This is a genomic window from Bacillus sp. TH50 (assembly GCF_016650565.1).
Taxonomy (GTDB): Bacteria; Bacillota; Bacilli; order Bacillales; family Bacillaceae_G; genus Bacillus_A; species Bacillus_A mycoides.
In genome coordinates this window covers 1,193,100-1,215,956 of record NZ_JAEKFM010000003.1, presented here as the reverse complement: position 1 = coordinate 1,215,956, position 22,857 = coordinate 1,193,100, and the positions used below count along the sequence as shown (strand labels likewise).

The 22,857-nt window shown below is 31.9% G+C and carries 20 protein-coding genes and 1 pseudogene; all 21 read left to right on the top strand.

Annotated elements, in window-relative coordinates:
- Positions 1-44: 44 nt before the first annotated feature.
- The 21 genes and pseudogenes from JFU23_RS31045 (at position 45) to JFU23_RS06215 (ending at position 22,838) form a co-directional block, all read left to right on the top strand.
- Positions 45-790 (top strand): annotated as a pseudogene (locus JFU23_RS31045) (glycosyltransferase family 8 protein).
- Between the two features lie 50 nt (positions 791-840).
- A complete protein-coding gene (locus tag JFU23_RS06315) occupies positions 841-2,016 on the top strand; it encodes a glycosyltransferase (RefSeq protein WP_033713429.1) in 1,176 nt (391 codons plus the stop codon).
- Between the two features lie 98 nt (positions 2,017-2,114).
- Positions 2,115-2,609 (top strand): glycosyltransferase family 2 protein, encoded by a 495-nt coding sequence (locus JFU23_RS30535; protein WP_307873340.1) that lies wholly within the window; start codon positions 2,115-2,117, stop codon positions 2,607-2,609.
- Between the two features lie 696 nt (positions 2,610-3,305).
- Positions 3,306-4,331: a glycosyltransferase gene (locus JFU23_RS06305; protein WP_307873339.1), complete on the top strand. Its 1,026-nt coding sequence runs from the start codon at positions 3,306-3,308 to the stop codon at positions 4,329-4,331.
- Positions 4,331-5,470, top strand: coding sequence for a polysaccharide pyruvyl transferase family protein (locus JFU23_RS06300; RefSeq protein ID WP_201031625.1), 1,140 nt, complete (start codon positions 4,331-4,333; stop codon positions 5,468-5,470). Before JFU23_RS06305 ends, JFU23_RS06300 begins: the two co-directional genes overlap by 1 nt.
- Positions 5,467-6,654 (top strand): glycosyltransferase, encoded by a 1,188-nt coding sequence (locus JFU23_RS06295; protein ID WP_002167798.1) that lies wholly within the window; start codon positions 5,467-5,469, stop codon positions 6,652-6,654. The genes JFU23_RS06300 and JFU23_RS06295 overlap by 4 nt, the downstream gene beginning before the upstream one ends.
- Positions 6,655-6,722: 68 nt before the next feature.
- Positions 6,723-8,279, top strand: coding sequence for an oligosaccharide flippase family protein (locus tag JFU23_RS06290; RefSeq protein ID WP_201031624.1), 1,557 nt, complete (start codon positions 6,723-6,725; stop codon positions 8,277-8,279).
- 452 nt (positions 8,280-8,731) lie between these two features.
- Entirely contained in the window at positions 8,732-11,224 is a 2,493-nt protein-coding gene (locus JFU23_RS06280; protein ID WP_201031622.1) for a right-handed parallel beta-helix repeat-containing protein, read from the top strand.
- Positions 11,225-11,333: 109 nt separating this feature from the next.
- Positions 11,334-11,948: a sugar transferase gene (locus JFU23_RS06275; RefSeq protein WP_201031621.1), complete on the top strand. Its 615-nt coding sequence runs from the start codon at positions 11,334-11,336 to the stop codon at positions 11,946-11,948.
- Positions 11,945-12,577 (top strand): acetyltransferase, encoded by a 633-nt coding sequence (locus JFU23_RS06270; RefSeq protein WP_201031620.1) that lies wholly within the window; start codon positions 11,945-11,947, stop codon positions 12,575-12,577. The genes JFU23_RS06275 and JFU23_RS06270 overlap by 4 nt, the downstream gene beginning before the upstream one ends.
- Positions 12,578-12,594: 17 nt before the next feature.
- The gene (locus tag JFU23_RS06265; RefSeq protein ID WP_201032264.1) at positions 12,595-13,752 is read left to right on the top strand and encodes an aminotransferase class I/II-fold pyridoxal phosphate-dependent enzyme; all 1,158 of its coding nucleotides are present in this window, start codon (positions 12,595-12,597) and stop codon (positions 13,750-13,752) included.
- A gap of 287 nt (positions 13,753-14,039) precedes the next feature.
- Positions 14,040-15,977 carry a lasso peptide isopeptide bond-forming cyclase gene (locus JFU23_RS06260; protein WP_201031619.1) on the top strand — a complete coding sequence of 646 codons (1,938 nt, stop codon included), beginning with the start codon at positions 14,040-14,042 and terminating at the stop codon, positions 15,975-15,977.
- Positions 15,978-15,992: 15 nt separating this feature from the next.
- Positions 15,993-16,118: a paeninodin family lasso peptide gene (locus JFU23_RS06255; RefSeq protein ID WP_000712621.1), complete on the top strand. Its 126-nt coding sequence runs from the start codon at positions 15,993-15,995 to the stop codon at positions 16,116-16,118.
- Positions 16,119-16,195: 77 nt separating this feature from the next.
- Positions 16,196-17,167, top strand: coding sequence for an aldolase (locus JFU23_RS06250; RefSeq protein WP_201031618.1), 972 nt, complete (start codon positions 16,196-16,198; stop codon positions 17,165-17,167).
- Positions 17,130-17,438 (top strand): lasso peptide biosynthesis PqqD family chaperone, encoded by a 309-nt coding sequence (locus JFU23_RS06245; RefSeq protein ID WP_002128586.1) that lies wholly within the window; start codon positions 17,130-17,132, stop codon positions 17,436-17,438. Before JFU23_RS06250 ends, JFU23_RS06245 begins: the two co-directional genes overlap by 38 nt.
- Positions 17,439-17,474: 36 nt before the next feature.
- On the top strand, positions 17,475-17,948 hold the full coding sequence (locus JFU23_RS06240; RefSeq protein ID WP_201032263.1) for a lasso peptide biosynthesis B2 protein: 474 nt from the start codon (positions 17,475-17,477) through the stop codon (positions 17,946-17,948).
- Position 17,949: 1 nt separating this feature from the next.
- Positions 17,950-19,137, top strand: coding sequence for a nucleotidyltransferase domain-containing protein (locus JFU23_RS06235; protein WP_201031617.1), 1,188 nt, complete (start codon positions 17,950-17,952; stop codon positions 19,135-19,137).
- Positions 19,138-19,148: 11 nt separating this feature from the next.
- Positions 19,149-20,948 (top strand): ABC transporter ATP-binding protein, encoded by a 1,800-nt coding sequence (locus tag JFU23_RS06230; RefSeq protein ID WP_201031616.1) that lies wholly within the window; start codon positions 19,149-19,151, stop codon positions 20,946-20,948.
- 227 nt (positions 20,949-21,175) lie between these two features.
- Positions 21,176-21,499: a PadR family transcriptional regulator gene (locus tag JFU23_RS06225; RefSeq protein ID WP_201031615.1), complete on the top strand. Its 324-nt coding sequence runs from the start codon at positions 21,176-21,178 to the stop codon at positions 21,497-21,499.
- Positions 21,492-22,034, top strand: a complete 543-nt coding sequence (locus tag JFU23_RS06220; RefSeq protein ID WP_201031614.1) for a DUF1700 domain-containing protein — start codon at positions 21,492-21,494, stop codon at positions 22,032-22,034. The genes JFU23_RS06225 and JFU23_RS06220 overlap by 8 nt, the downstream gene beginning before the upstream one ends.
- Complete coding sequence (locus JFU23_RS06215) at positions 22,035-22,838, top strand: DUF4097 family beta strand repeat-containing protein (protein WP_002014437.1); 804 nt, start codon at positions 22,035-22,037, stop codon at positions 22,836-22,838.
- Positions 22,839-22,857 lie beyond the last annotated feature (19 nt).

Here is a 22,857-nt window from a genome sequence, read left to right as displayed (position 1 = left end):
GTAAAAAATATAACAAAACTATTCAATACATAAATTTTAATGTTTTGTTAGATCGATTGAAACTTAATATTGATGATTCAATTGCAATAAATTCGTATGCTAGATTATTTTTAGCAAGTATCATTCAAGAAGAGGTGGATAAAATTATCTATCTAGACTGTGATTCAATAATCAATAGTAGTTTAAGTGATTTATGGAATATTGATATTACGGAATATTTTGTGGCAGGTGTTTGTGATACGGTTAGTAATCAAACTAAATTAAGAATAGATATGGATAAAAGTGATAGATATATAAACGCTGGTATGCTCTTAATAAATCTTAAGAAGTGGAGAGAAGAAAATATTGAAAAAAATTTATGGAATTCATAAAGAAGAAAAATGGTAACGTATTCCACCATGATCAAGGAACTATTAATGGTGTGTTAAAAGATAAGGTTTTATATCTTCATCCAAAGTTTAATGCAATGACTCCTTTTTTCACTATGAATAGGAAAGAAATCATGAGTTATTATGAGCTAGAGAATTATTATAACGAGATTGAAATAGATGAAGCAGTAAAAAATCCTGTGTTTATTCATTATACTCCTGCATTTGTAAATAGACCTTGGATAGAAGGGTGTAAACATCCATTAACATCGCTGTATAAGAGCTATTTAGATATGACCCCTTGGAAGGGTACTGATTTATGGAAAGATAGAAGGGGGAAAGTGGAAAAGGTTATTGCTTTATTATATACTAGATTGCCATTTCGTATTGCACACCATATAAGAAATTCAATTTTTAAGTAGATATTGATTTAGGGTAGGGGATGTAAGTGCGAAAAAAAATATTAATAAGTATGTATTCATTAAATATAGGTGGTGTAGAAAGAAGTTTAATAGGATTGTTAGAAACATTGGACTATAAAAATTATGATATTGATTTATTTTTATATAGGCAAGAAGGGGATTTTATTAATTTTATTCCTAAAGAAGTCAATGTATTACCAGTAATAAAACAGTATACAACGTTTGAAAGGCCTATAAAAAATATCATTAAAGAAGGTCATATGTATTTAGGAACTATGAGGATTCTTGCTAAATTAAAGGCGAAAATTAAGAATAAGGGGCAGAATATAGAGCAAGGGACATACAAGCAGATGCAATATACATGGCGCTATTCACTTCCAGTATTACCTAAATTGAAAAAAGAGTATGATGTAGCAATAAGTTTTTTGGGCCCACATGATTTTATTCTTGAAAAAGTAAATGCAGATATAAAAATAGGCTGGAATCATACAGACTATTTTACAGTAGTGAACCCAGATAAGTCATTAGATGAAAAAATGTGGAATAAGCTCAATTACATTGTTAATGTATCTAAGGAATGTCAAGAATCTTTTTTGAAGGTATTTCCTACTCTTAAGCAAAAAGCAATTGTTATTGAAAATATTTTATCTCCTAACTTTGTAATAAATCAATCAAAAAAAAGTGTGGAGAATGAGATGGATAGTGCTGGAGTTATAAAGATTTGTTCAGTGGGGCGATTAAGCAATGCGAAAGGTTTTGATCAGGCGGTATTGGCTTGTAAAAAGTTGGTTGAATTAGGATATGATGTGAAGTGGTATGTTGTAGGGTATGGGGGAGAGGAAACATATATAAAACAATTAATAAAAGAGAACGAGATGGCTGAAAGGTTTGTATTGTTAGGTAAAAAAATCAATCCATATCCGTATATTTTAAGTTGTGATATTTATTGTCAACCATCGAGATACGAAGGGAAAGCAGTGACGGTGAGAGAAGCGCAAATTCTAGGGAAAGCAGTAGTAATAACAAATTTTCCTACAGCGAAAGGGCAGCTTTGTCATAGCTTTGATGGATGGATAACTCCAATGGGAGTAGAAGGAATAGTCGAGGGAATAAAAATGTTAATTGAGGATACGGAATTGAAAACGAGGTTAATTAGTAATACGATGCAGGTAGACTATGGAAATAGTAGTGAAATTGAAAAATTATATGAGATTTTTAATCAATAACACAAATAGTTATAAGTGGCATAAAAAGCATCTGGTTATTTGGTGTAAATATGTGAGAGATTACATAGATTAAGCTAATTCAGAAGGGAGAGGAGGATGTGGAAGCGAAGGTAAGTATTATAGTACCAGTTTATAATTCTGAAAAATTCATTTCTAAATGTTTAGAGAGTATAATTCGACAAACGTATAGAAATATTGAAATACTAATTATAAATGATGGATCAAGTGATGAAAGTGAAACGATAATTAATGTATATAGAGAAATAGATAATAGAATAACATATTACTATCAAAATAATAGTGGTCCCTCTAAAGCTCGAAATAAAGGGATTTTAAATGCAACAGGAGAGTATGTAATTTTTCTTGATTCGGATGATACTGTTGATGAAAATTATGTTATGTATTTATTAAATGAAATGATTAATTCCAATTCTGATTTAGTTTGTTGTGGCTATAAAGATATTTCTAAATATGGTGTGTTGAATTGTTCAGATTTTAATTTTGAAAGTAGTATTTCTGTAAATTCCTTCATGGAGATGGTTTGTAAGGGAACTGGGGGGTGTTATGGGGGAAAATATACAAAAGGGAGATAATTTCTAAATCCAACTTAAAGATGGATGAAGAGATATTTATGTGTGAGGACTTAGTTTTTGTATTGCAATACGCATCTCACTGTAAAAGGTTCAAGTATATAGAAGTCTATTTATATAATTACAATAGGTTAAATCAATATAGTATAAGTACCAATATTTCAATACATTATATGCAAAATTATATATTGGTTTGTAAGAGAATTGAGGAGATATTTAAATCAGTGGAGTTAGATGAAAATCAGATACATGAGATAATTACAAGGAGAATCCAAGATAATGTATTGAATTTAATCGAACAACAATGTATAAATATAAAATCAATAGGTATAAAAGCTTCTATATTAAATACAAAGAAAATTTTGTCTATTAAATACGTTAGAAAATATATTAATTCATTTTCGTCAGAAACTAAAGTTTACCAATTATATATATATATTATTAGAAGTAGATTTATAATGTTAAGTATTATATACGGAATATATTTAAATAAATTAAGAAATATTAAAGGGAAATTAAGAGGAGGGAGGTAAATAGATATATGAAAAAAATATCCTCTTTGTTATTGATTCGCTAACCATTGGCGGAGCAGAAAAAAGTTTGATTTCTTTATTAAATTTAATTGATCCTTCAAAGTATGCAATTGATGTTATGCTCTTTAAAAAAGGAGGAGAGCTCGAGACTTATATACCTAATTATGTGAATATTTTGAAATCACCTTCTTATTTTCGTTATATAAATAATGAGAAGTTTCCTAAAAGTAAAAGGTTTACATATCTTTCTTATAGAATAAAAACCTCTCTCAACCTAAGACTAAATAATTATAGAAAATCTGCTTTACATAGTGAACAAGTGGTCTTTCGAAGTTTAAATAAAATCATTATGCCGATACAGAAAAAGTACGATGTAGCGATTGCTTATAGCCAGGGAATGCCTACATATTTTGTTGCTAATAAAGTTTCGGCATTACAAAAAATAGCATGGATAAATACTGACTATGCAAATACATTGTATGATAAAGATGTTGATTTTAAATCGTATAAGAAGATGGATAAAATAATTGCGGTTTCTGAAAATACTAGAAATTCAGTATGTAAAATCAGGAAAGAATATTATGAAAAGGTTGATATTCTATTAGATATTGTGTGTCCCAGTATGATTCATAGATTAGCTCAGGAATATGAAGTCGAGGAGTTTGATAAAACGATTATAAATATTTTAACAGTTGGAAGATTGGTTACTGCAAAAGCGTATAGTAAGGCTATAGAAGTAGCAAAATTATTAAAAGCATCAGGTTATAAATTTAAATGGTTTGCAATTGGAGAGGGACCAGAAAAAATCATACTTCAAGAATTAATAGATAGATATGAATTGAATGGTTATTTTGTATTACTAGGAAAAAAGTTAAACCCCTACCCATATATGGAAAACTGCGATATATATGTACAAACATCTTTAAAGGAAGGGTTTGGACTTACAGTAAGTGAAGCAAAAATATTGAAAAAAACTATTGTGTGTACTAACTTTGCTACGGCAAAAGAAATTATTAATCATAATACAGATGGTTTAATAGTAGAACATGATATAGAGAGTATATACAATGGCGTGAGAAGATATATAGATGATAATGATTTTAGAGAAAAAATATTCAAAGAATTAAACTCTATAGAACCTTATAATTCGGTAAATCAATTGGAGAAATTCTATGATTTAATAGAAAATTGATGGGTGTTGATAATAAAATGAAAAAAGTGTTTGTTGACATTTATTTGATGTTTAATTTTGGAGATGATTTATTTTTAGATATCCTTGTAAAAAAATATCCAAATTGTTATTTTACAGTGAATCATTTAGGTTCAAATTATGATCAATTTATTTCTCAATATAATAATGTAAGCAGAAGAAAATATACACTGCTGAATAAAATTGGACAACGTCTAAAATTATCAGATAATATAACTAACTATGAAAAAATAGCAGAAGAACATGATGCATTACTATTTATAGGAGGATCTATTTTTAGAGAAGAAGCGTACCATAGCTCTTTATATCGAGATAGAATGAAAATGGTTATGGAATTTAAGAGAAGAAAAAAATTAGTATTTATAATAGGAGCGAATTTTGGTCCTTTTAAAACGGAAGAATTTCTTGATGACTATAGAAAGTTTTTTGAGTTATGTGATGATGTTTGTTTTAGAGATGTATATTCATATCAACTATTTGAAGATTTACCGCAGGTTAGGTGTGCATCAGATATTGTTTTTCAGATGAATACAGATGAATATAGGTTAGATTTGTCTGAAGAAAGAATTGGATTTTCAATAATAGATGTCAGACATAAACAAGGGTTAACCCATTATTATAATGATTATATACGTAGTACTATAAAGACAATAGAATTATTAGTGAACAAAGGGAATAAATGTTATTTAATGTCGTTGTGTGAACAAGAGGGTGATTTGGATGTAATTAACACAATTCAATCACGTCTTTCCTCTAATGCATTAGATAATATAGTAATTTATAAGTATGGGGGCAATTTAAAAGAGGCTATCGAAACGATGGCCTCTTTTAAATTATTAATTGCAGCGAGATTTCATGCTAATATAGTAGCGTTATTATTAGGTATTGGAATTATTCCTATAATATATAGTCAGAAAACCATCAATCTCCTGAAAGATATTGATTTTAATAAGACTCTAATAGATATGGAAAACCTGCAATTACAATATGATGAAAAGGTTATAGATGCATCCATTGATTATAAGTTTAATTTAGAATCTACAATAATTAAGGCAAAGAAACAGTTTGAAAAATTAAATGATTTTTTAGGTAGTGAGGCAGTGAAATCGGAGGGAATATGAAAAAAAATATTATCTTTATGATCATTAATATGAATGTAGGGGGAACCGAAAAGGCATTACTTAATATGTTATCTGAAATTCCAAAAGATAAGTATAGTATAACTATTTTAATGTTAGAGAAATACGGTGGTTTTTTAAATTCTATTCCTAGAGAAGTTCACATTAAATATTTCGAAGAGTATGAAGAGATAAAAGATATATTAAATGAGCCGCCTCACATAATTTTTTTGAATTTGCTAAGAGAAGGAAAAATAATTAGAGGTTCAAGAATAATGCTTTTACATCTTTTAACGAAATTTATAAAAGATAGAAGCCTTTTTTTTAAATATGTACTGCGAGAGTATCCTATAGTGGAAGGTGAATATGATATTGCAGTAGCTTATGCTGGTCCAATGGATTTCATAAGTTATTTTGTTATTAATAACATAAAGGCGAAAAAGAAATTTCAATGGATTCATTTTGATGTAACAAAAATCACATTTAATCAAATATTTTCAGATAAGCTATACAAAAAATTTGATCATATATTTGTTGTATCTAATGAAGCAAAATATAAGCTGCTTAGTATCATTCCTTCTATAAAAAAGAAAACAGAGGTATGTCCTAATATAGTTTCTGCAAAATTAATACAAAATGAAGCAAAAGAGGGGAAGAGATTTAACGATAATTTTTTGGGAATAAGAATATTAACAGTTGGTAGATTAACAAATGAAAAAGGACAAGATCTTGCTATTAAAGTACTGGCAAGATTAATCAATGAGGGATATAAAGTTAGATGGTATTGTGTGGGAGAAGGTGGGGCTAGAAAAGAATACGAAAAATTAATAACAGAATATGGTTTAGAAAGAGATTTTATTTTGCTGGGAGAGTTATCAAATCCATATGGCTATATGGCAACTTGTGATATATATGTGCAACCATCCAGATATGAAGGGTTTTGTATAACGCTTGCTGAAGCAAAGTGTTTACACAAAGCGATTGTAACCACAAATTTTACTGGGGCAAAAGAACAAATTAAGAATAGGGAAACAGGAATGATTGTAAATATTAGTGAAAGTGATATTTATGAAGGGGTAAAAAGTTTGATAGATAATCGCAGTCTATGTGAAGTTTTTTCTGGAAATTTGGCAAATGAAAATTTTGATAAAACATTAGAATTGAAAAGAAATTATGAATTTTTTTAAAGATAAAACATTTAATTTTGCAAGGATAGTAATAAGATGGAAGTTTAATATGAGAGGGAAATTTTCAAATGAAAAGTCAAATTAAAGCAGGAGCAATATTATCATATGCGGCTCTAGTTATTAATAGTTCTATTTCACTTTTATATACCCCTATTATGTTAAAGTTACTTGGTCAATCGGAATATGGTTTATACAGTTTAGCTACGTCAGTTGCAGGGTATGTAGGAGTATTAAATTTTGGCTTAGGAAATGCAGTAATTAGATATACGGCGAAGTATAGAGCACTTAAAGATGAAGAGAATTGTTCACGCCTGTATGGAATGTTTAGTATTATGTATGGGGTATTGGGAGGAATAGCATTAATTACAGGTATTATATTAACATTAACTGCAGATAGTATATTTTCAAGTTCATTAAATGTGGATGAAATAAATAAACTCAAAACGTTAATGGTGATAATGGTAATAAATATATCTATAGGAATAGGCTTTGGCTTTTTTAGTGTTGTAGTATTAGCCTATGAAAGGTTTATTTTCCAAAAAATTCTGGGTATTATTGGGGCTATAGTAGTGCCTCTTATAATGTTACCGCTTCTTATAAAGGGCTACGGATCAGTGTCTATAGCGATAGTAACGACATCAATAAATTTTATAATAATTGCAATTAATATGTATTACTGTTTTAAAGTGTTAAGGATAAAAATAGTATTTAAAAAAATAGAAATTGGGTTATTGAAGGAAATCTTAGGATTTTCATCTTTAATATTTTTAAATTTAATAATAGATAAGATATATTGGTCCACAGATCAAGTTATCTTAGGAATATATAGTGGAGCAGCAGCAATTTCCATATATACTATAGGAGCATCTTTTACAGGTTATTTCTCTGGGCTTGCTGCAGCTATATCGAATGTTTTTTTGAGCAGAATTACAGGGATGGTTACAAAAAAGGCATCTGATAAAGAAATATCAGATTTATTTATCAAGATAGGTAGGATTCAATATATTATTTTATCATTTGTTTTAAGTGGCTTTATCGTTTTCGGTCAAGAATTTATTCATTTATGGGTTGGAAAAGAATATAATGAGGCCTTTATTATAGCTATTATAATCTTAGTTCCGATGATTGTATCATTAGTACAAAGTATTGGTGGAATTATACTACAGGCAAAAAATATGCAAGGGTTTAAATCGATTACATATGTCGTAACATCTTTTGTTAACGTAGTTATAAGTATAATATTTGTTCAATGGTGGGGGGCAATTGGTAGTGCTTTAGGTACAGCTGTAGCATTTACTATCGGGAATATAATCATTATGAATATTTATTATTGGAAGAAAATCAATATAGATATACCAAGGTTTTGGACAAATATTACTTGTATGAGCTTTGCTTTTGGGGCAAGTTTAGTGTTTGGAATGACATTAAATAGATGGATACTTGCAGACAAATGGCAGGAATTATTTGTGAAGATTATTTTATTTTCAATCGTATATATTTGTTTGATGTGGCTTACGGGAATGAATAAATATGAAAAGGATACGTTTAGGCAGGTTATTCAAAATATACTATACCGATTTAAAAGAAAGAAAGTCATACAAGATACTTCAAGTAATACGGACTGACAAAAAATATTTAGGTTATCATGATTGTTAGGAAGAAAGTTCAGTCCAGTGTTAATAATACACATGAATCTAGAATGTACATGCTTTATAAATATGAGATGGGAACATTTAAGATATTTGTAGCACATTACAATTAACATGTTGTGAGTAATTGAGGAGAATTTTAACTATAAATTAACTTGGAAAGAATATGATAGATATCTATACCGTTATCGAGTTAAATGAATATACTTCTATTAAGAATGGAGGTATGTTTTAAATCATGAGAAAAAATCAAGTTATCAGTAAAATACGAGAAGAATTAAATGTATTAAGCCGAAATGAACTTGTGCCTTCAATTGATAATAGTGAATTGTTTGTGCGTATATTTAATGGTTTTACAAAATTTAATCTAAATACAAATGTTGATTTTTGTAATCGTGTATGTAAGCCAGTGAAGATAGGTGAAATAATTGACTATTTATACAGTTGAACTTGCACGTTGGGGAATAAATAATGACGGTACAGCCGCTGTGAAGACGACACAGGGATTAAATGATGCACTTTTATGGGCGAATAAAGAAGGTTTTCAAATAGTGGTTTTACCAAAAGGAAAGTACCTTATAGAGAAAACTTCTTCTGTGAAACTTTGTAGTAATACGACGTATAGATTTTATGAATGTGTATTTGAGAAAGAAGCTAATAATCTTATAAAATATAACATATTGCTATGTGATGGAATAAAAAATGTAGAAATAATAGGTGCAATAGTTAAAGGAGATAGGGAAAATCATGATTATTCAAGTGGAGGTACACATGAGTGGGGGCATGGAATTGAATGTAAAAACTCATGTTATAATATCTCTGCAAAAAACTGTGAAGTAAGTGAGTGTACTGGGGATGGATTGGTAACATCTATGGATTTTTCAGCGATAGGTGGAATGTCACATCCGGATCACTTTGCAAAAGGTGACATTGATAGCAAAGGAAATTTGGACATTACTAAAGTTAATTATACAACAGTAGTTAAATTTTTTGATATTACTGGAGACATAGTGAAATCTGTTGGGTATTTTTACTATTCAGGGGATGGTTATGGTGGATATGGAAGTGGATGTAATTTAAATAAAGTTACTATAAAAGTACATTTTTATGCGGGTAATGGTTCATATTTAGGGTATAGAAATTCTAGATCTTATGAATTTATATATTTAGATTCATTGCCGACTGGTACTACAAAAGTAAGGTTTTCGTTCTTGCAAAATTTCGACTTAATGAATAGTAATTTGCACTATGTAATGTGCGCTAAAATTCCACAATATGTATATTTTTCGGGTTGTAAATCTTATAAAAATAGAAGACTTGGAGCTTCAATAAATGGTGGGAGATTTATCACTTTTGATGGGTGTGAAATTTTCAATAATAGTAATGCAATGAATCAATCAATAGGTTGTAATCCTGGTTATGGGATAGATATTGAAGATGGGTATATGAATAATCAAAAAATAACGATTAGAAATTCTGATATATATGACAATAGAGCTGGAGCTTTTGTGTGTATTAGTACTAGAGGTGTCTATTTAGAAAGTAATAAAATGAAAGGGAATGTCTATCTATCCGGTAGTGGAGATGACTATTTTTCCATAAATAATATGTATTATGGTGCAATTACGGGGAGATCTATAACTAGTGGAATTGAAGCTGATGGAACATTTTGTACATTTAGGAATGATACAATATTCGGTCAGAGTTGCGGGATTGTTGGAGGGAATACAACTTTAGAAAATTGCGTTTTTTCAAAAAGTACAATTGCTCTAAGTGGTGAGACAGTAAAAATAATCAATTGTAAATTTACTTTTGATGATCCTGATAAGGATGGAATTATTGATTTCAGGAGTAAGTATTTGGAGATACGAAATTCCTTGTTTGATATAAGAAGGGCAAAAAGTATAGCGACAACTGGCTATGGTCAAACGGAAACTGCTATATTTTCTTCTGTAAAGTTTTTGACAAATGAATGTAATGGTGGACATTATATAGGAGCAAAGAATTTAATTGTAGAGGATTGCGAGTTTATTCATAGTGGTAGAACTGCAAATTATAGTCGAATGATGGCTGCTGAATCTATGAGAGTTGAGAAAACTATTTTTAAAAATCAATCTTTTAGGTTTGATGGTGGTGATATTTATGGTATCGAGAGCTTGGCGAAAGACAAAGGGTATATTACACATGTTTTTAGTAGAAATCAAATTATTTGGGATGCTCCTTATGGCTTAGCGGTTCATGAAGCAAGGGGAGCGGGAGTTGCATTTATTTATATACCTAGAATAGAGATTACGGATAATAAGTTTGAAGTGAATGGGAAGGGTGTTTCTCTCGGTTCATTGCATACCATTAGGGTTTTTGTAGAAAATTATTTGAAGCTCTGTGACAATACGATTATCACAAAAAATGATAACGGTATAAATACAACAGGGAATATTACAATTGAAGGTGTGTATCGAAAGCAAAACTCAACACTTCCTGTGCCAAGAACTACTATACTAGTACAGGATAACAAGAAAATTAATTCTAATATAACATTTACAAATAATGTGAACAACCAATTAGAAAAGAATATATTAGGTAATCTTCCACAATCTTCTTTAGTATCATCAGAACCTATCTTTGGAACGTATAGCCGTGGTGAATTGCTGTACAATGATACCCCAACAGTAGGTGGATATATTGGTTGGGTCTGTATAACTGCTGGTACAGCAAATGAAAATTTTTGGGTAGCTGAAAAAGAATATCAGATAAATAGTTTTATAAATGCCAATGGTAATGTTTATAAATCTGTAGTGGCAGGTACTAGTGGTAAAACTGCTCCTTCGCATACAAGTGGTACTAGTAAAGATGGAAATATAGTATGGGAATACGTGGATGTCTTAGCTGTGTTTAAACGCTTTGGGTTAATCTCTAACTAGAATAGTTTTTATATTCTAGTTTTTTTTATTGGAAAAGAACTAAATTAATTACCAGTAGAAAATAGTTTGTCCAGGTATTTTAAACAAAATGTGAGGAGTATGATTGTGAATGAAGAGACTTTTTGATGTGTGCGTATCCTTATTGTTATTATTATTATTTTCAATTGTTATATGCATAGTAGCTATATTAGTAAGAATAAAATTAGGCTCTCCCATTTTATTTAAACAAGAGCGTCCGGGAATGAATGGAATTCCTTTTTATTTATATAAGTTTCGCACAATGACTAATGAAATAAATGGAGATGGGAATTGGCTTCCAGATGAAATCAGATTAACTGCTTTTGGGAAAACGCTTAGAAAATATAGTATAGATGAGTTACCTCAACTTATAAATGTTATAAAAGGCGACTTAAGTTTAGTAGGTCCACGACCATTATTAATGGAATACCTACCCTTATATTCTAGTAAACAGGCTAAAAGGCATGATGTAAAACCAGGAATTACGGGATGGGCACAAATAAATGGGAGAAATTCGATTACTTGGGAAGAAAAGTTTGAATTAGATGTATGGTATGTAGAGAATCGTTCTTTTTTATTCGATTTGAAAATAATTGTACTTACAATAACAAAAGTATTTAAAACAGAAGGGATAAATCATGTTGGGCATGTAACAATGGGGCGATTTACTGGTGGGAAAATAGAAATAAAGGGGGAGGGGAAATGAAAATTTTAATAATTGGGCATGGTGGACATAGTAAGGTAGTGAAGGATATCATCTTATCAAATGAAGGATATGAAATAGTTGGCTATTTAGATGATTTATATACAGATAAAACTATTATTGATAACCTTTATTTTGGGGCAATTAAAGATGCATGGGAAATTATCAACAATTTTAATGATATAAAGCTTGTTATTGCCATAGGGAATAATAAAGTCAGAAAAATAATTTTCGGAATATTAAATCAACCGATTGAGATGTATGCTACATTAATTCATAAAACAGCAATTATAAGTCCTTATGCTCATGTAGGGAACGGAACAGTAATTATGCCGAATGTGGTTGTTAATGCTGATACTAATATTGGTAATCATACTATTATTAATACAGGTTCAATAATTGAACATGACAATATAATTGATGATTTTGTTCATATTTCACCACATGCTACACTTTCAGGTTCTATCATTATAGAAGAAGGGGCACATATAGGTGTCTCAGCTACTATGATCCCAGGTGTTAAAATTGGAAAGTGGTCTATCGTCGGAGCTGGTTCTGTTGTCATAAATGATTTTCCATCTAATTGTACTGCTGCTGGTATTCCGGCAAAGGTTATTAATGTAGTAAATTAAGAAGGGGATGAAGAATGATGATAAAAAATAAGGAGAAAATTTACCTTTCCTCTCCGCACATGAGTGGAAATGAACAGAAATATATAAAAGATGCCTTTGATTCCAATTGGATTGCACCTCTTGGTCCAAATGTAGATGAATTTGAAAGAGAGCTTGCTTCTTTTGTAGGAGTTAAAGGTGGAGCTGCGGTTAGTTCAGGTACCGCGGCCATTCATTTAGCTTTACGATTATTAAACGTTCAAGAGGGCGATACAGTATTTTGTTCAAGTTTCACTTTTGTAGCGAGTGCAAATCCAATTGTTTATTTGGGAGCTGAACCAGTATTTATTGACTCAGAACCGGAAACATGGAATATGTCACCGGATGCATTGGCACATGCATTATATGAAGCTGATAAAGCAGGGAAATTACCAAAGGCTATCATTCTTGTTCATTTATATGGTCAGAGTGCTAAACTAGATGAAATTCTTGCAATTTGTAATCAATACAATGTTCCTATAGTCGAGGATGCAGCAGAATCTCTTGGATCTACATATAAAGGAAAAGCAAGCGGTACATTTGGGAGGTTTGGGGTTTATTCATTTAACGGAAATAAAATCATTACAACTTCAGGTGGTGGAATGCTAGTTTCTAATGATGTAGAAGCATTAGAAAGAGCGAGGTTTTTAGCGACACAAGCAAAGGATCCAGCTCCACATTATGAGCATAGTGAGATAGGATATAATTATCGAATGAGTAATATTTTAGCTGGTATTGGTAGAGGACAATTAGAAGTGTTAGAAGATAGGGTGAGAGCTAGAAGATTTATATATAAACGGTATTATGAAGCACTATCTCACATGCCAGGATTTTATTTTATGCCTGAATTAGAAAATACTCGCTCTAATCGTTGGCTTACTACATTGACAATTGATGAAAAGGAATCCGGGATCTCTATTGGGAAATTGTTGAGAACTTTAGCAGAAGAGAATATTGAAGCGCGTCCTATGTGGAAGCCACTTCATATGCAGTCGCTCTTTAAAGAGAAGAAGTATTATCCGCATAGCAAAAATGAAGATGTGTCGCAGTACCTATTTCAAAGTGGGATTTGTTTGCCTTCAGGATCTAATATGTTAGCTGAAGATCAACAAAGGGTAATTCAAGGCATTTTAAAAGCTGTAGAATGGAAGAATTAAAAGTAAGTAAAAGTGGAATTAGATTTGTATACGTACCACTATTTGTTCTTTATAATGAATTTTTAAGGTAATTGTTTGGGGACATTCAGTTTCAATTGACATAAAAAAGGGATAATTATAGGCTTTTAATATCTATATCTTGGTCTGAAAGTAAATTTAAGCATGTAATTGAGAAAGTAATAAAACAAATAATTTCGTTCGTTAAAAAGAATGATAAAGAGGTATGTTTAACGAATTTAATATGTAAATAGTATTTGTAGTAACTTTTCATATATTAGGAGGAAGAAATGAGCGCTATAGCTGGCATTATTCACTTTACTAATGAGCCTGTATCAATTGAGCACGGAAGAGAAGTAATGAGTCGTTTATACAAATATCCTGCCGATGATATTCAAATATGGCACAAAGAAAATGCTTTTCTAGGATGTCATGCACAATGGATTACACCAGAGTCAGTTGGTGAACAATTACCCTTTTATAATTATGAAAAGCAACTGGCAATTACAGCAGATGCTATTATTGATAATCGTAATGAGTTATTTGAAAAATTACAAGTGGATTATGCAGATAGAAAAAACATGACAGATAGTGAGTTGATTTTACTCTCTTATCAGAAATGGGGGGAAGCGGCTCCGAAATATTTGGTAGGCGATTTTGCCTTTATGATTTGGGATGAGAAAAAACAAACCCTTTTTGGAGCCAGAGATTTTTCGGGAAGCCGAACCCTTTATTTTTATCGTGGTGAGGAAAAGTTTGCTTTTTGTACTATTATAAATCCGTTATTTTCTCTACCATATGTTGAGAAGAAATTGAATAAGCAGTGGATTGCTGAATTTCTAGCTATACCTGTAAATTTCGAATCGGTAGATCCACAGTTAACAGTTTACAAATATATAGAACAAGTGCCTCCATCACACACTATTTTGGTAAAGGAAGGCGAAGTGAAGTTTTCGCGATACTATACACCAACTGTAGGGGAAATGCTTAATTTAAAATCAAATGAAGAGTATGAAGAGGCGTTTCGAGAGGTGTATCAAAGTGCAGTGAAGGCACGTTTACGAACACATCACCAAGTAGGAGCTCATTTGAGCGGAGGGCTAGACTCAGGTTCTGTCGTTAGTTTTGCTGCTAAGGATTTACGTGCTGAAAATAAAAAATTACATACGTACAGTTATGTTCCAGTAGAAGGATTTGAAGATTGGACACACAAAGGTAGAATAGCTGACGAAAGACCATTTATTCAATCGACTGTCGAGCATGTAGGGAATATACAGGATTATTATTTAGAATTGCCGGAGAGAAGCCCACTATCGGAAATTGATGATTGGCTGGAAACAATGGAGATGCCATATAAATTTTTTGAGAATACTTTTTGGTTGAGTGGAGTTTATGAAAAAGCATCTCAGAATGGAATAGGAGTACTTCTTAGTGGTCAAAGAGGTAATTGGACAGTATCGTGGGGACCTATTTTAGATTACCAGGCAATGTTATTGAAAAAGCTACATTGGATTCGTTTTTATCGTGAACTACATTTATATAGTAGAAATATAGGAGTGAAAAAATCACGTGTTTTTGAAGTGGTAAGACGAAAGGCATTTCCATTTTTGCATCAGTTACTTTTTTCAGGGAAACAAGATGCAAATTCCACAATAATTAATCCGGAATTTGCAAGGGAAATGAATGTTTTTGACAGACTCAGAGAACAAGACATCGACATAACAGGCACCTCTATCTCTAATGCATATGACATGAAAAGAGAACAGTTTGAAAAACCATATTATTGGAGCATAAATGGAACGTATGAAACGAAATTATCATTACGTTATGCTTTATGGGATCGTGATCCCACAAATGACTTACGATTGATTCAATTTTGTTTGTCAGTTCCAGAAGAACAGTATGTTCAAAATGGTTTGGATCGAGCTCTGATCCGGAGAGCCACAAAGAATTTCCTTCCTGATAAAGTACGATTGAATCAACGGGTTCGAGGTATTCAAGGTGCAGATGGTGTTTACCGTATGGCTCCTTTTTGGAATGAATTTATTGAGGAAGTTGAAGAACTTAGTGTAGATCCAGTAATTTCTGAATTTCTAAATGTCGAGGTAATTAAGAAAGCTATCTCAAAAATTTGTAAAGAACCTCGACCAGAATATGCATTTGATTTAGATTTTAGAATTTTAATGCGTAGCTTAATCTTCTATCGATTTATAAAAAAAGCAATGTGAAAGGAGGTGATACGTATGAAAAAGGAATGGAAACAACCTGTATTAGAAGTACTTAATATTAATATGACTATGGCGGGGCCTGGGCATAAATATCCAGATGCTGTTCAACCTGACCCAGATGATCCAGTGAAGTACAGTTAAGTCATTGGAAAAATAAAGCTCTTATATAGCTTTATTATATAAGAGCTTTCAAAAAATTGACAATGTGGGGGGATAGGATGTTTGATTCTATGGGGAATGTGTTATATCAAGCCTTCGGGTTAAAAATAGTAAGTGAAATCCCATTACCTGAATTGTCTCAGCTGAATGAAAAAAAAGAGATGGCGGATGTTCAAGTTGAAATAACTGATTTGTCAGAACAGTGGGGAGAATATAGCGCAGAAAAGCAAAAAACAATAGTAGTGGAGGATGATATAGTTATGTTTCATGTTCCTCAAACTGCAATATTCGCTATACAATCAGGTGAGAAAATCACCTTTTCACCTATGGCAAATGCAGAAGAAGATAAAATTCGACTATATATTTTGGGAACTTGTATGGGGGCGCTTTTAATGCAACGTAAAATACTCCCATTGCATGGGAGTGTAATTGCCATAGATGGGAAAGCATATGCATTAATTGGTGATTCAGGAGCTGGAAAATCAACGTTAGCCTCGGCTTTTTTGAATAAAGGATATAAGCTTTTAAGTGATGATGTAGTTGCTGTGTCTCTTTTGAATAAAAATACTGCAATAGTTCATCCTTCTTACGCACAACAAAAATTATGGCAAGAGAGCATAAATGAGTTAGGAATGGAAGTAGCGCAATTTAGCCCTTTATTTGAAAGGGAAACGAAGTATGCTGTTCCTGTGAATTCTCAATTCTTTCCTGATCCATTACCTCTTGCTGGTGTTATTGAATTAGTAAAAACGCAGGGAGAAGATATCGAGATGACCCGTATAGAAGGGCTCGCACGCTTGTATAAATTATACCGACATACCTTTAGGAGTTCTTTGATTTCTAAATTAGGATTGATGGAATGGCATTTTGAAACTTCATCTAATATTGCAAGTGGAATGGAAATGTTTCAAGTAAGCCGCCCGGCTTCAAGATTTACAGCGCATGAGCTTGTGGAAGTTATTTTAAATACTATACAGAAAGGGAGTATGGTTGATGGTTGTCCACTCGAGGAAAATATCATTAGAACATAACGTTGTCCAAAGTAAGGGTAATATAGTAAGCGATATGGATGGAGAAAAAGTTATGTTAAATGTCCAGAAAGGAAATTACTATAACTTAGGTGAAATAGGCGGAGAAATATGGGAGCTTATTGAAAAGCCAATAATAATTAATCAGCTTGTTACTATGCTAGTATCTAACTATGATATTGAACGAAAAGATTGTGAAGAGCAAGTTCTTTCCTTTTTAGAGTGTTTGTTTCAAGAAGGGTTAATTCAAATAAAAGATCAGCCTAATAGATAGATTCGTAATTTCAAAAGAACTGTTAGGAAGGGATTAATAAATATTGTGAAAAGGTTAAGGATGTTTTTATCACTGAACATGAAAACAAAGCTCTTATTTTTAGAGGCTTTTATTTTTTTAGGATGGGCACGTGTACTAAAAAATATTACATTTTCCAAAGTTGCATCTTCTTTAGGAGATTACATGTGTGAAACGTCAAGTACTCATATTCAACCGCACGGAGATACGCTAAAAAAGGTGTCCGAAGCAATTTCTATTATGAGTCGTTATACTTTTTGGGAAAGTCAATGCCTTGTTAAAGCTATAGCTGGGATGAAAATGCTCGAAAAACGTCACATTGAGAGTACTCTTTATTTAGGAACTTCTAAGGATAGTCATGGTGAATTAATTGCGCACGCATGGTTACGGAGCGGTTCTTTTTATGTTACTGGATCAGAAGGAATGGAGAAATTTACTGTCGTTGGATCATTTGCAAAGAGGTTAAGTGAGGACACTATTAAAGGAGAATAAAATGGAGAAAGATTTTGGTCTTAATGTAGAGTTCATGTCTAAGGAATTGAAACTTCTTTTTACAATTTTGAAGTTACAAGATGACGAAACACTGCAAACTTATAGTAGTGAATGGTTCACAGATATTGATTGGGAGGTTTTTCTTGAGCAAGCCGTGCACCATCGTGTTTATCCGGTGATTTATCAAAAACTTAAACAGGTAGATGAGGAACGAATTCCTTCACATATTGTACAATCCTTGAATAGAAAATATAAAAAAAATACATTTCAAATGCTGTATTTAAGTGCTGAAATGGAACGAATAAATAAACTATGTAATGAAAACGAGATTCGTATGATTTTTCTAAAAGGGCCTGTACTATCTCAGGATTTATATGGAGATATTTCTTTACGAACATCTTGTGATTTGGACGTTCTCATTCCTATTCAAAATTTAGAAAAAGTAGAAAAACTACTTTTAGAGCAAGGATATGTAAAAGATGATTATATTCAAACGATATTAAATGATTGGAAATGGAGGCATCATCATATAACATTTTTTCATCCAACAAAGCAGATTAAGCTTGAGATTCATTGGAGGTTAAATCCCGGACCTGGTAAGGAACCTGGGTTTGAAGAGCTTTGGAAGCGAAAGAGAAAAAGTACCCTTACGAGTAATCCTGTATATATGTTAGGGAAGGAAGATTTATTTTTATTTCTTGTATCTCATGGTGCTAGGCATGGTTGGTCCAGATTACGCTGGTTAGTAGATATAAAAAAAATTGTCGATCAAGATCTTAATTGGAGTGAGATTCATAAATTAATGAGAAAATATCAAATGCTTCATTTAGGAGGACAAGCGTTAATTTTGGCATCTCAATTGCTAGGTGTACAACTAGATGAAAGAATGATGGAATTAGTAACTAAAAAACATTCAAAGCAGTTAGCTCAAGAAGCGCTGTTTTATTTCAAGCAAATGATAAACTTGCATACCGATCCTGTTCCTGAAGAAGTACTTGCTTATCATAGTAGGCATTTATTTTCACTGATGTCTAATCAGCAAAAAATTTTATTTATTATGAGCCAACTCTATCCTTATCCAATTGATGCAAAAACATTACCTTTACCTAGATCTCTTCATTTTTTATATTTTCCTTTACGTCCGTTTCTATGTCTTTGGAGGAAAACAAAGGAGCTTGCTTTGTTATAGGGGGAACATCGATGAATCATATTATATATTTTATGAAGAAATTATATTCTTCTGCAGGGAAAATTCTGTATGTGAATTTGTTTGGTATGGTTGTAATAAGTTTACTTGAAGGGATAGGTATTATTTTATTAATTCCTATGATAAGTATGACTGGAATAATCAATGTAGGTGAGGAGACTGCTTTTATTGCACCTGTCTATAGGTTTTTACAGGATTTCCCTAAAATAACAAGTCTAATTTCTATTTTAGGTATATATATACTAATAGTGTTAGGTCAAAATCTACTACAAAGAAACATAACGCTAAGGGATGCGAGAACGCAACAAGCTTTTGTACGAGAATTAAGAATTGAAACATATAGTATGATTCTAAAAGCGAAGTGGAGTTTTTTTTTAGAGAAAAGGAAAACAAATCTAATAAATATATTAACTACAGAATTAGCTCGCGTAAGTTATGGGGTTAATTTAATTTTACAATTGTTTGCTGCTATTTTGTTTACATTTATACAGGTGGGGATTGCGTTTTTATTATCACCCCAAATAACTATATTTGTTTTGGTCTTCGGCTTATTATTCTTGGTAGCTTCTCGTGTTTTTATAAAAAAAGCACGAATACTAGGCGGTAAGACCTCAATATTAGCACAAGGCTATCTTTCTGGTATAACAGATCATTTTAATGGAATTAAAGATATAAAGAGTAATACTTTGGAAGCATCACGTTTAGATTGGTTACAATCTATAACAGGAAAGATGAGTAACGAACAAATGGAGTATATGAGAATAAGATCGAACTCTCAATTGTTTTATAAAGTTTCAATGGCTATTTTAATTGCATTTTTTATATTATTATCAGTAAGTATATTTAAAGCTCAACCGGCCCAATTACTATTAATCATACTCATCTTTTCAAGACTATGGCCACGATTTATGACAATTCAGTCTAATTTAGAACAGCTTGCTGCAAGTATTCCTGCTTTTAAATCTTTATGGGAATTACAAGAAGAGTGTAATGAAGCAGTTGAAATGCAGGATATACATCAGCAAAAACATATAAAGCCGATTTGTATAGAACAGGGTATTGAATGTAAGGATATTTATTTTCGGTATAATAAGAAGGAGCATTTGTATGCACTTCAAAATATTAATGTGAAAATACCGATCAATAGTATGACGGCTATTGTGGGACATTCGGGAGCTGGGAAGAGTACATTAATCGATGTTTTAATGGGATTGATTCAGCCAGAGAAAGGTCAAGTATTAATAGATGGAACTCCTCTTACAAGTGAAAATTTATTGTCATTGAGACGGGCTATTAGTTATGTGCCACAAGATCCTTTTTTATTTAATGCAAGCATAAGAGAAAACTTATTGATGATTGATCCGAATGCGAGTGAAGAACAAATTTGGACTGCATTAGATTTTGCGGCGGCAGCTGAATTTGTACGAATGCTTCCAAAAGGGCTTGATACTCTCATTGGAGATCGTGGAGTGAGACTTTCAGGTGGTGAACGTCAACGACTTGTACTAGCTCGAGCTATTTTAAGACAACCATCCATTTTAGTATTAGATGAAGCTACGAGTGCACTAGATACTGAAAATGAAGTAAAGATCCAATCAGCAATAGAAAAGTTGAAAGGAACGATGACTATTGTTGTTATTGCGCATCGGTTATCTACGATTCGGAATGCAGATCAAGTTATTGTTTTAGGAAAAGGTGAAATTGTTCAAAAAGGTGAATTTAATCAATTGGCTAAAGAGAGAAAAGGTGTATTTCGAAATTTATTAGGGTCACAAATGGAAGTAGGTTCATAGAGGAGAAAGATTGAATGAAATCTTGTATTATTGTAATTAGAGTTGAATGATAGCCCGGATAATGGTCAGTTACAACAGATCTTATTCGGGCTTTTATATTTGTGTTTTGTAAATTTAGGGAATAAATATAATTCAGTACCTTGCAATAAATAATACCGAGTGGTATATTATGGATAAAACAGGTACCGTGTATTGAACAGTACTAAAATGAGAAAGGGGGATTGTCCTTGAACGTTCAGTTTAAAAAAGGTGTGTTAGAACTGTGTGTATTGGCACTTGTAAAACGTAAGGATTGTTATGGATATGAACTTGTTCAGCAAATCTCTAATAAATTTTTAATATCGGAAGGTTCTGTATATCCGTTATTACGTCGTTTAACGAAAGAGGGATATTTTCAAACGTATTTAAAAGAATCCACGGAAGGACCGCCCCGTAAATATTATCAACTAACAGAGCAAGGAGAGATGCAACTTACTTTATTAGTAGCAGAGTGGCGTGATTTTGCTAAAGGTGTTCAAGAAATTATTGAAGGGGTGGAATGGGATGAGTAAAGAACGGTTTCTTAAAGAATTATCAAGTCATCTTAGAAAGTTACCAGAAGAAGAGCGACAAGATATTTTATTTGATTATGAAGAGCACTTTCAGTTTGGGATGGAAGAGGGGAAAACTGAATCAGAAATAATAAAGGGACTTGGCTCTCCGAAAGTAATTGCGAAAGACTTGCTTGCTCTGTATCGCTTTGATGAGATGAAAAAGGATCCATCGACTTCTAATATAACAAGAGCTGTCATGGCAGCGGTTGGACTTAGTTTGTTTAATTTCATTATTGTGTTAGGCCCATTAATTGCAATTATCGGTTTTATATTTTCTTTTTGGGTCGGTGGGATTGCTAGTGTAGTGACACCATTTTTCGTTATTGTAAAAGTATTTATGGGCACTTTTATATGGTTGGATCTTTTCGTTAGTATAACGTTTGTCGGAGTAGGTTTGTTGTTATGTATTGTAGCTTATTGTAGTACGAAGTGGTTTAAAAGATTATGTGTACGCTATGTAGTCTGGAACTTCAAAATGATAAAAGGGGAGTAGATGATGAAAAAGATATTATTAGTAGCTATCGCTTGTATCATTATTGGAGTAATAGGGATTTCACAAACATATGAAAAAGCAGTACAAACTGCAGAAAAAGGAGATAAAGAGGACGTAATTAAAAATGAAACGCTAAAAAATGTAGAAGTTAAGTTAGATGCTGGAGATATTGTTGTCCAAAAATCTCCTGATTCCTCTTTTTATGTAAAGCAAAAAGGAGACGTAAGTAAACAGGAGATTCGTATTGCTGAAGATGGTGATACATTAAAAATCATAGGGGAAATAGAAAAAGGTGTTTCATTTGATTTTTCATTTTACAATTTCGGATTTCAAACGCCTACATTGACTATATTAGTACCTGAACGTTCTTATCAAGAGATAAAAGTAAATTCATCCGCTGGACAAATAGAAATAAGTAATGTGAAAAGTGACCGCGTAAGTGTTGAAACACTCGCCGGAGAAGTGGATTTGAAACATGTAACAGCAAAGAGTGTGGAGGGGTCTACAAAAGCTGGTGAGGTGAATTTTAAAAAAGTAATAGGGAAAGTAACAGCAAAAACAGCTAGTGGGGATATAGATATTATTGATCATGATTCTAAATATGATTTAGAGGTAAGTTCAACTGCTGGAGATGTAGATATTACTTTATTGGAAAAGCCACAAGATGCAGTTATAACTGGGCAAACTGCTGCTGGAGACGTGACAATTTTTAATGAAGACAATAAAAATATAACGATTGGTAATGGTAGTAAAAAGATTAGCGGTAAAACCGCTGCTGGAGATGTTACTATTGAAACGCGTTAATAATTAATGAAACGCATTC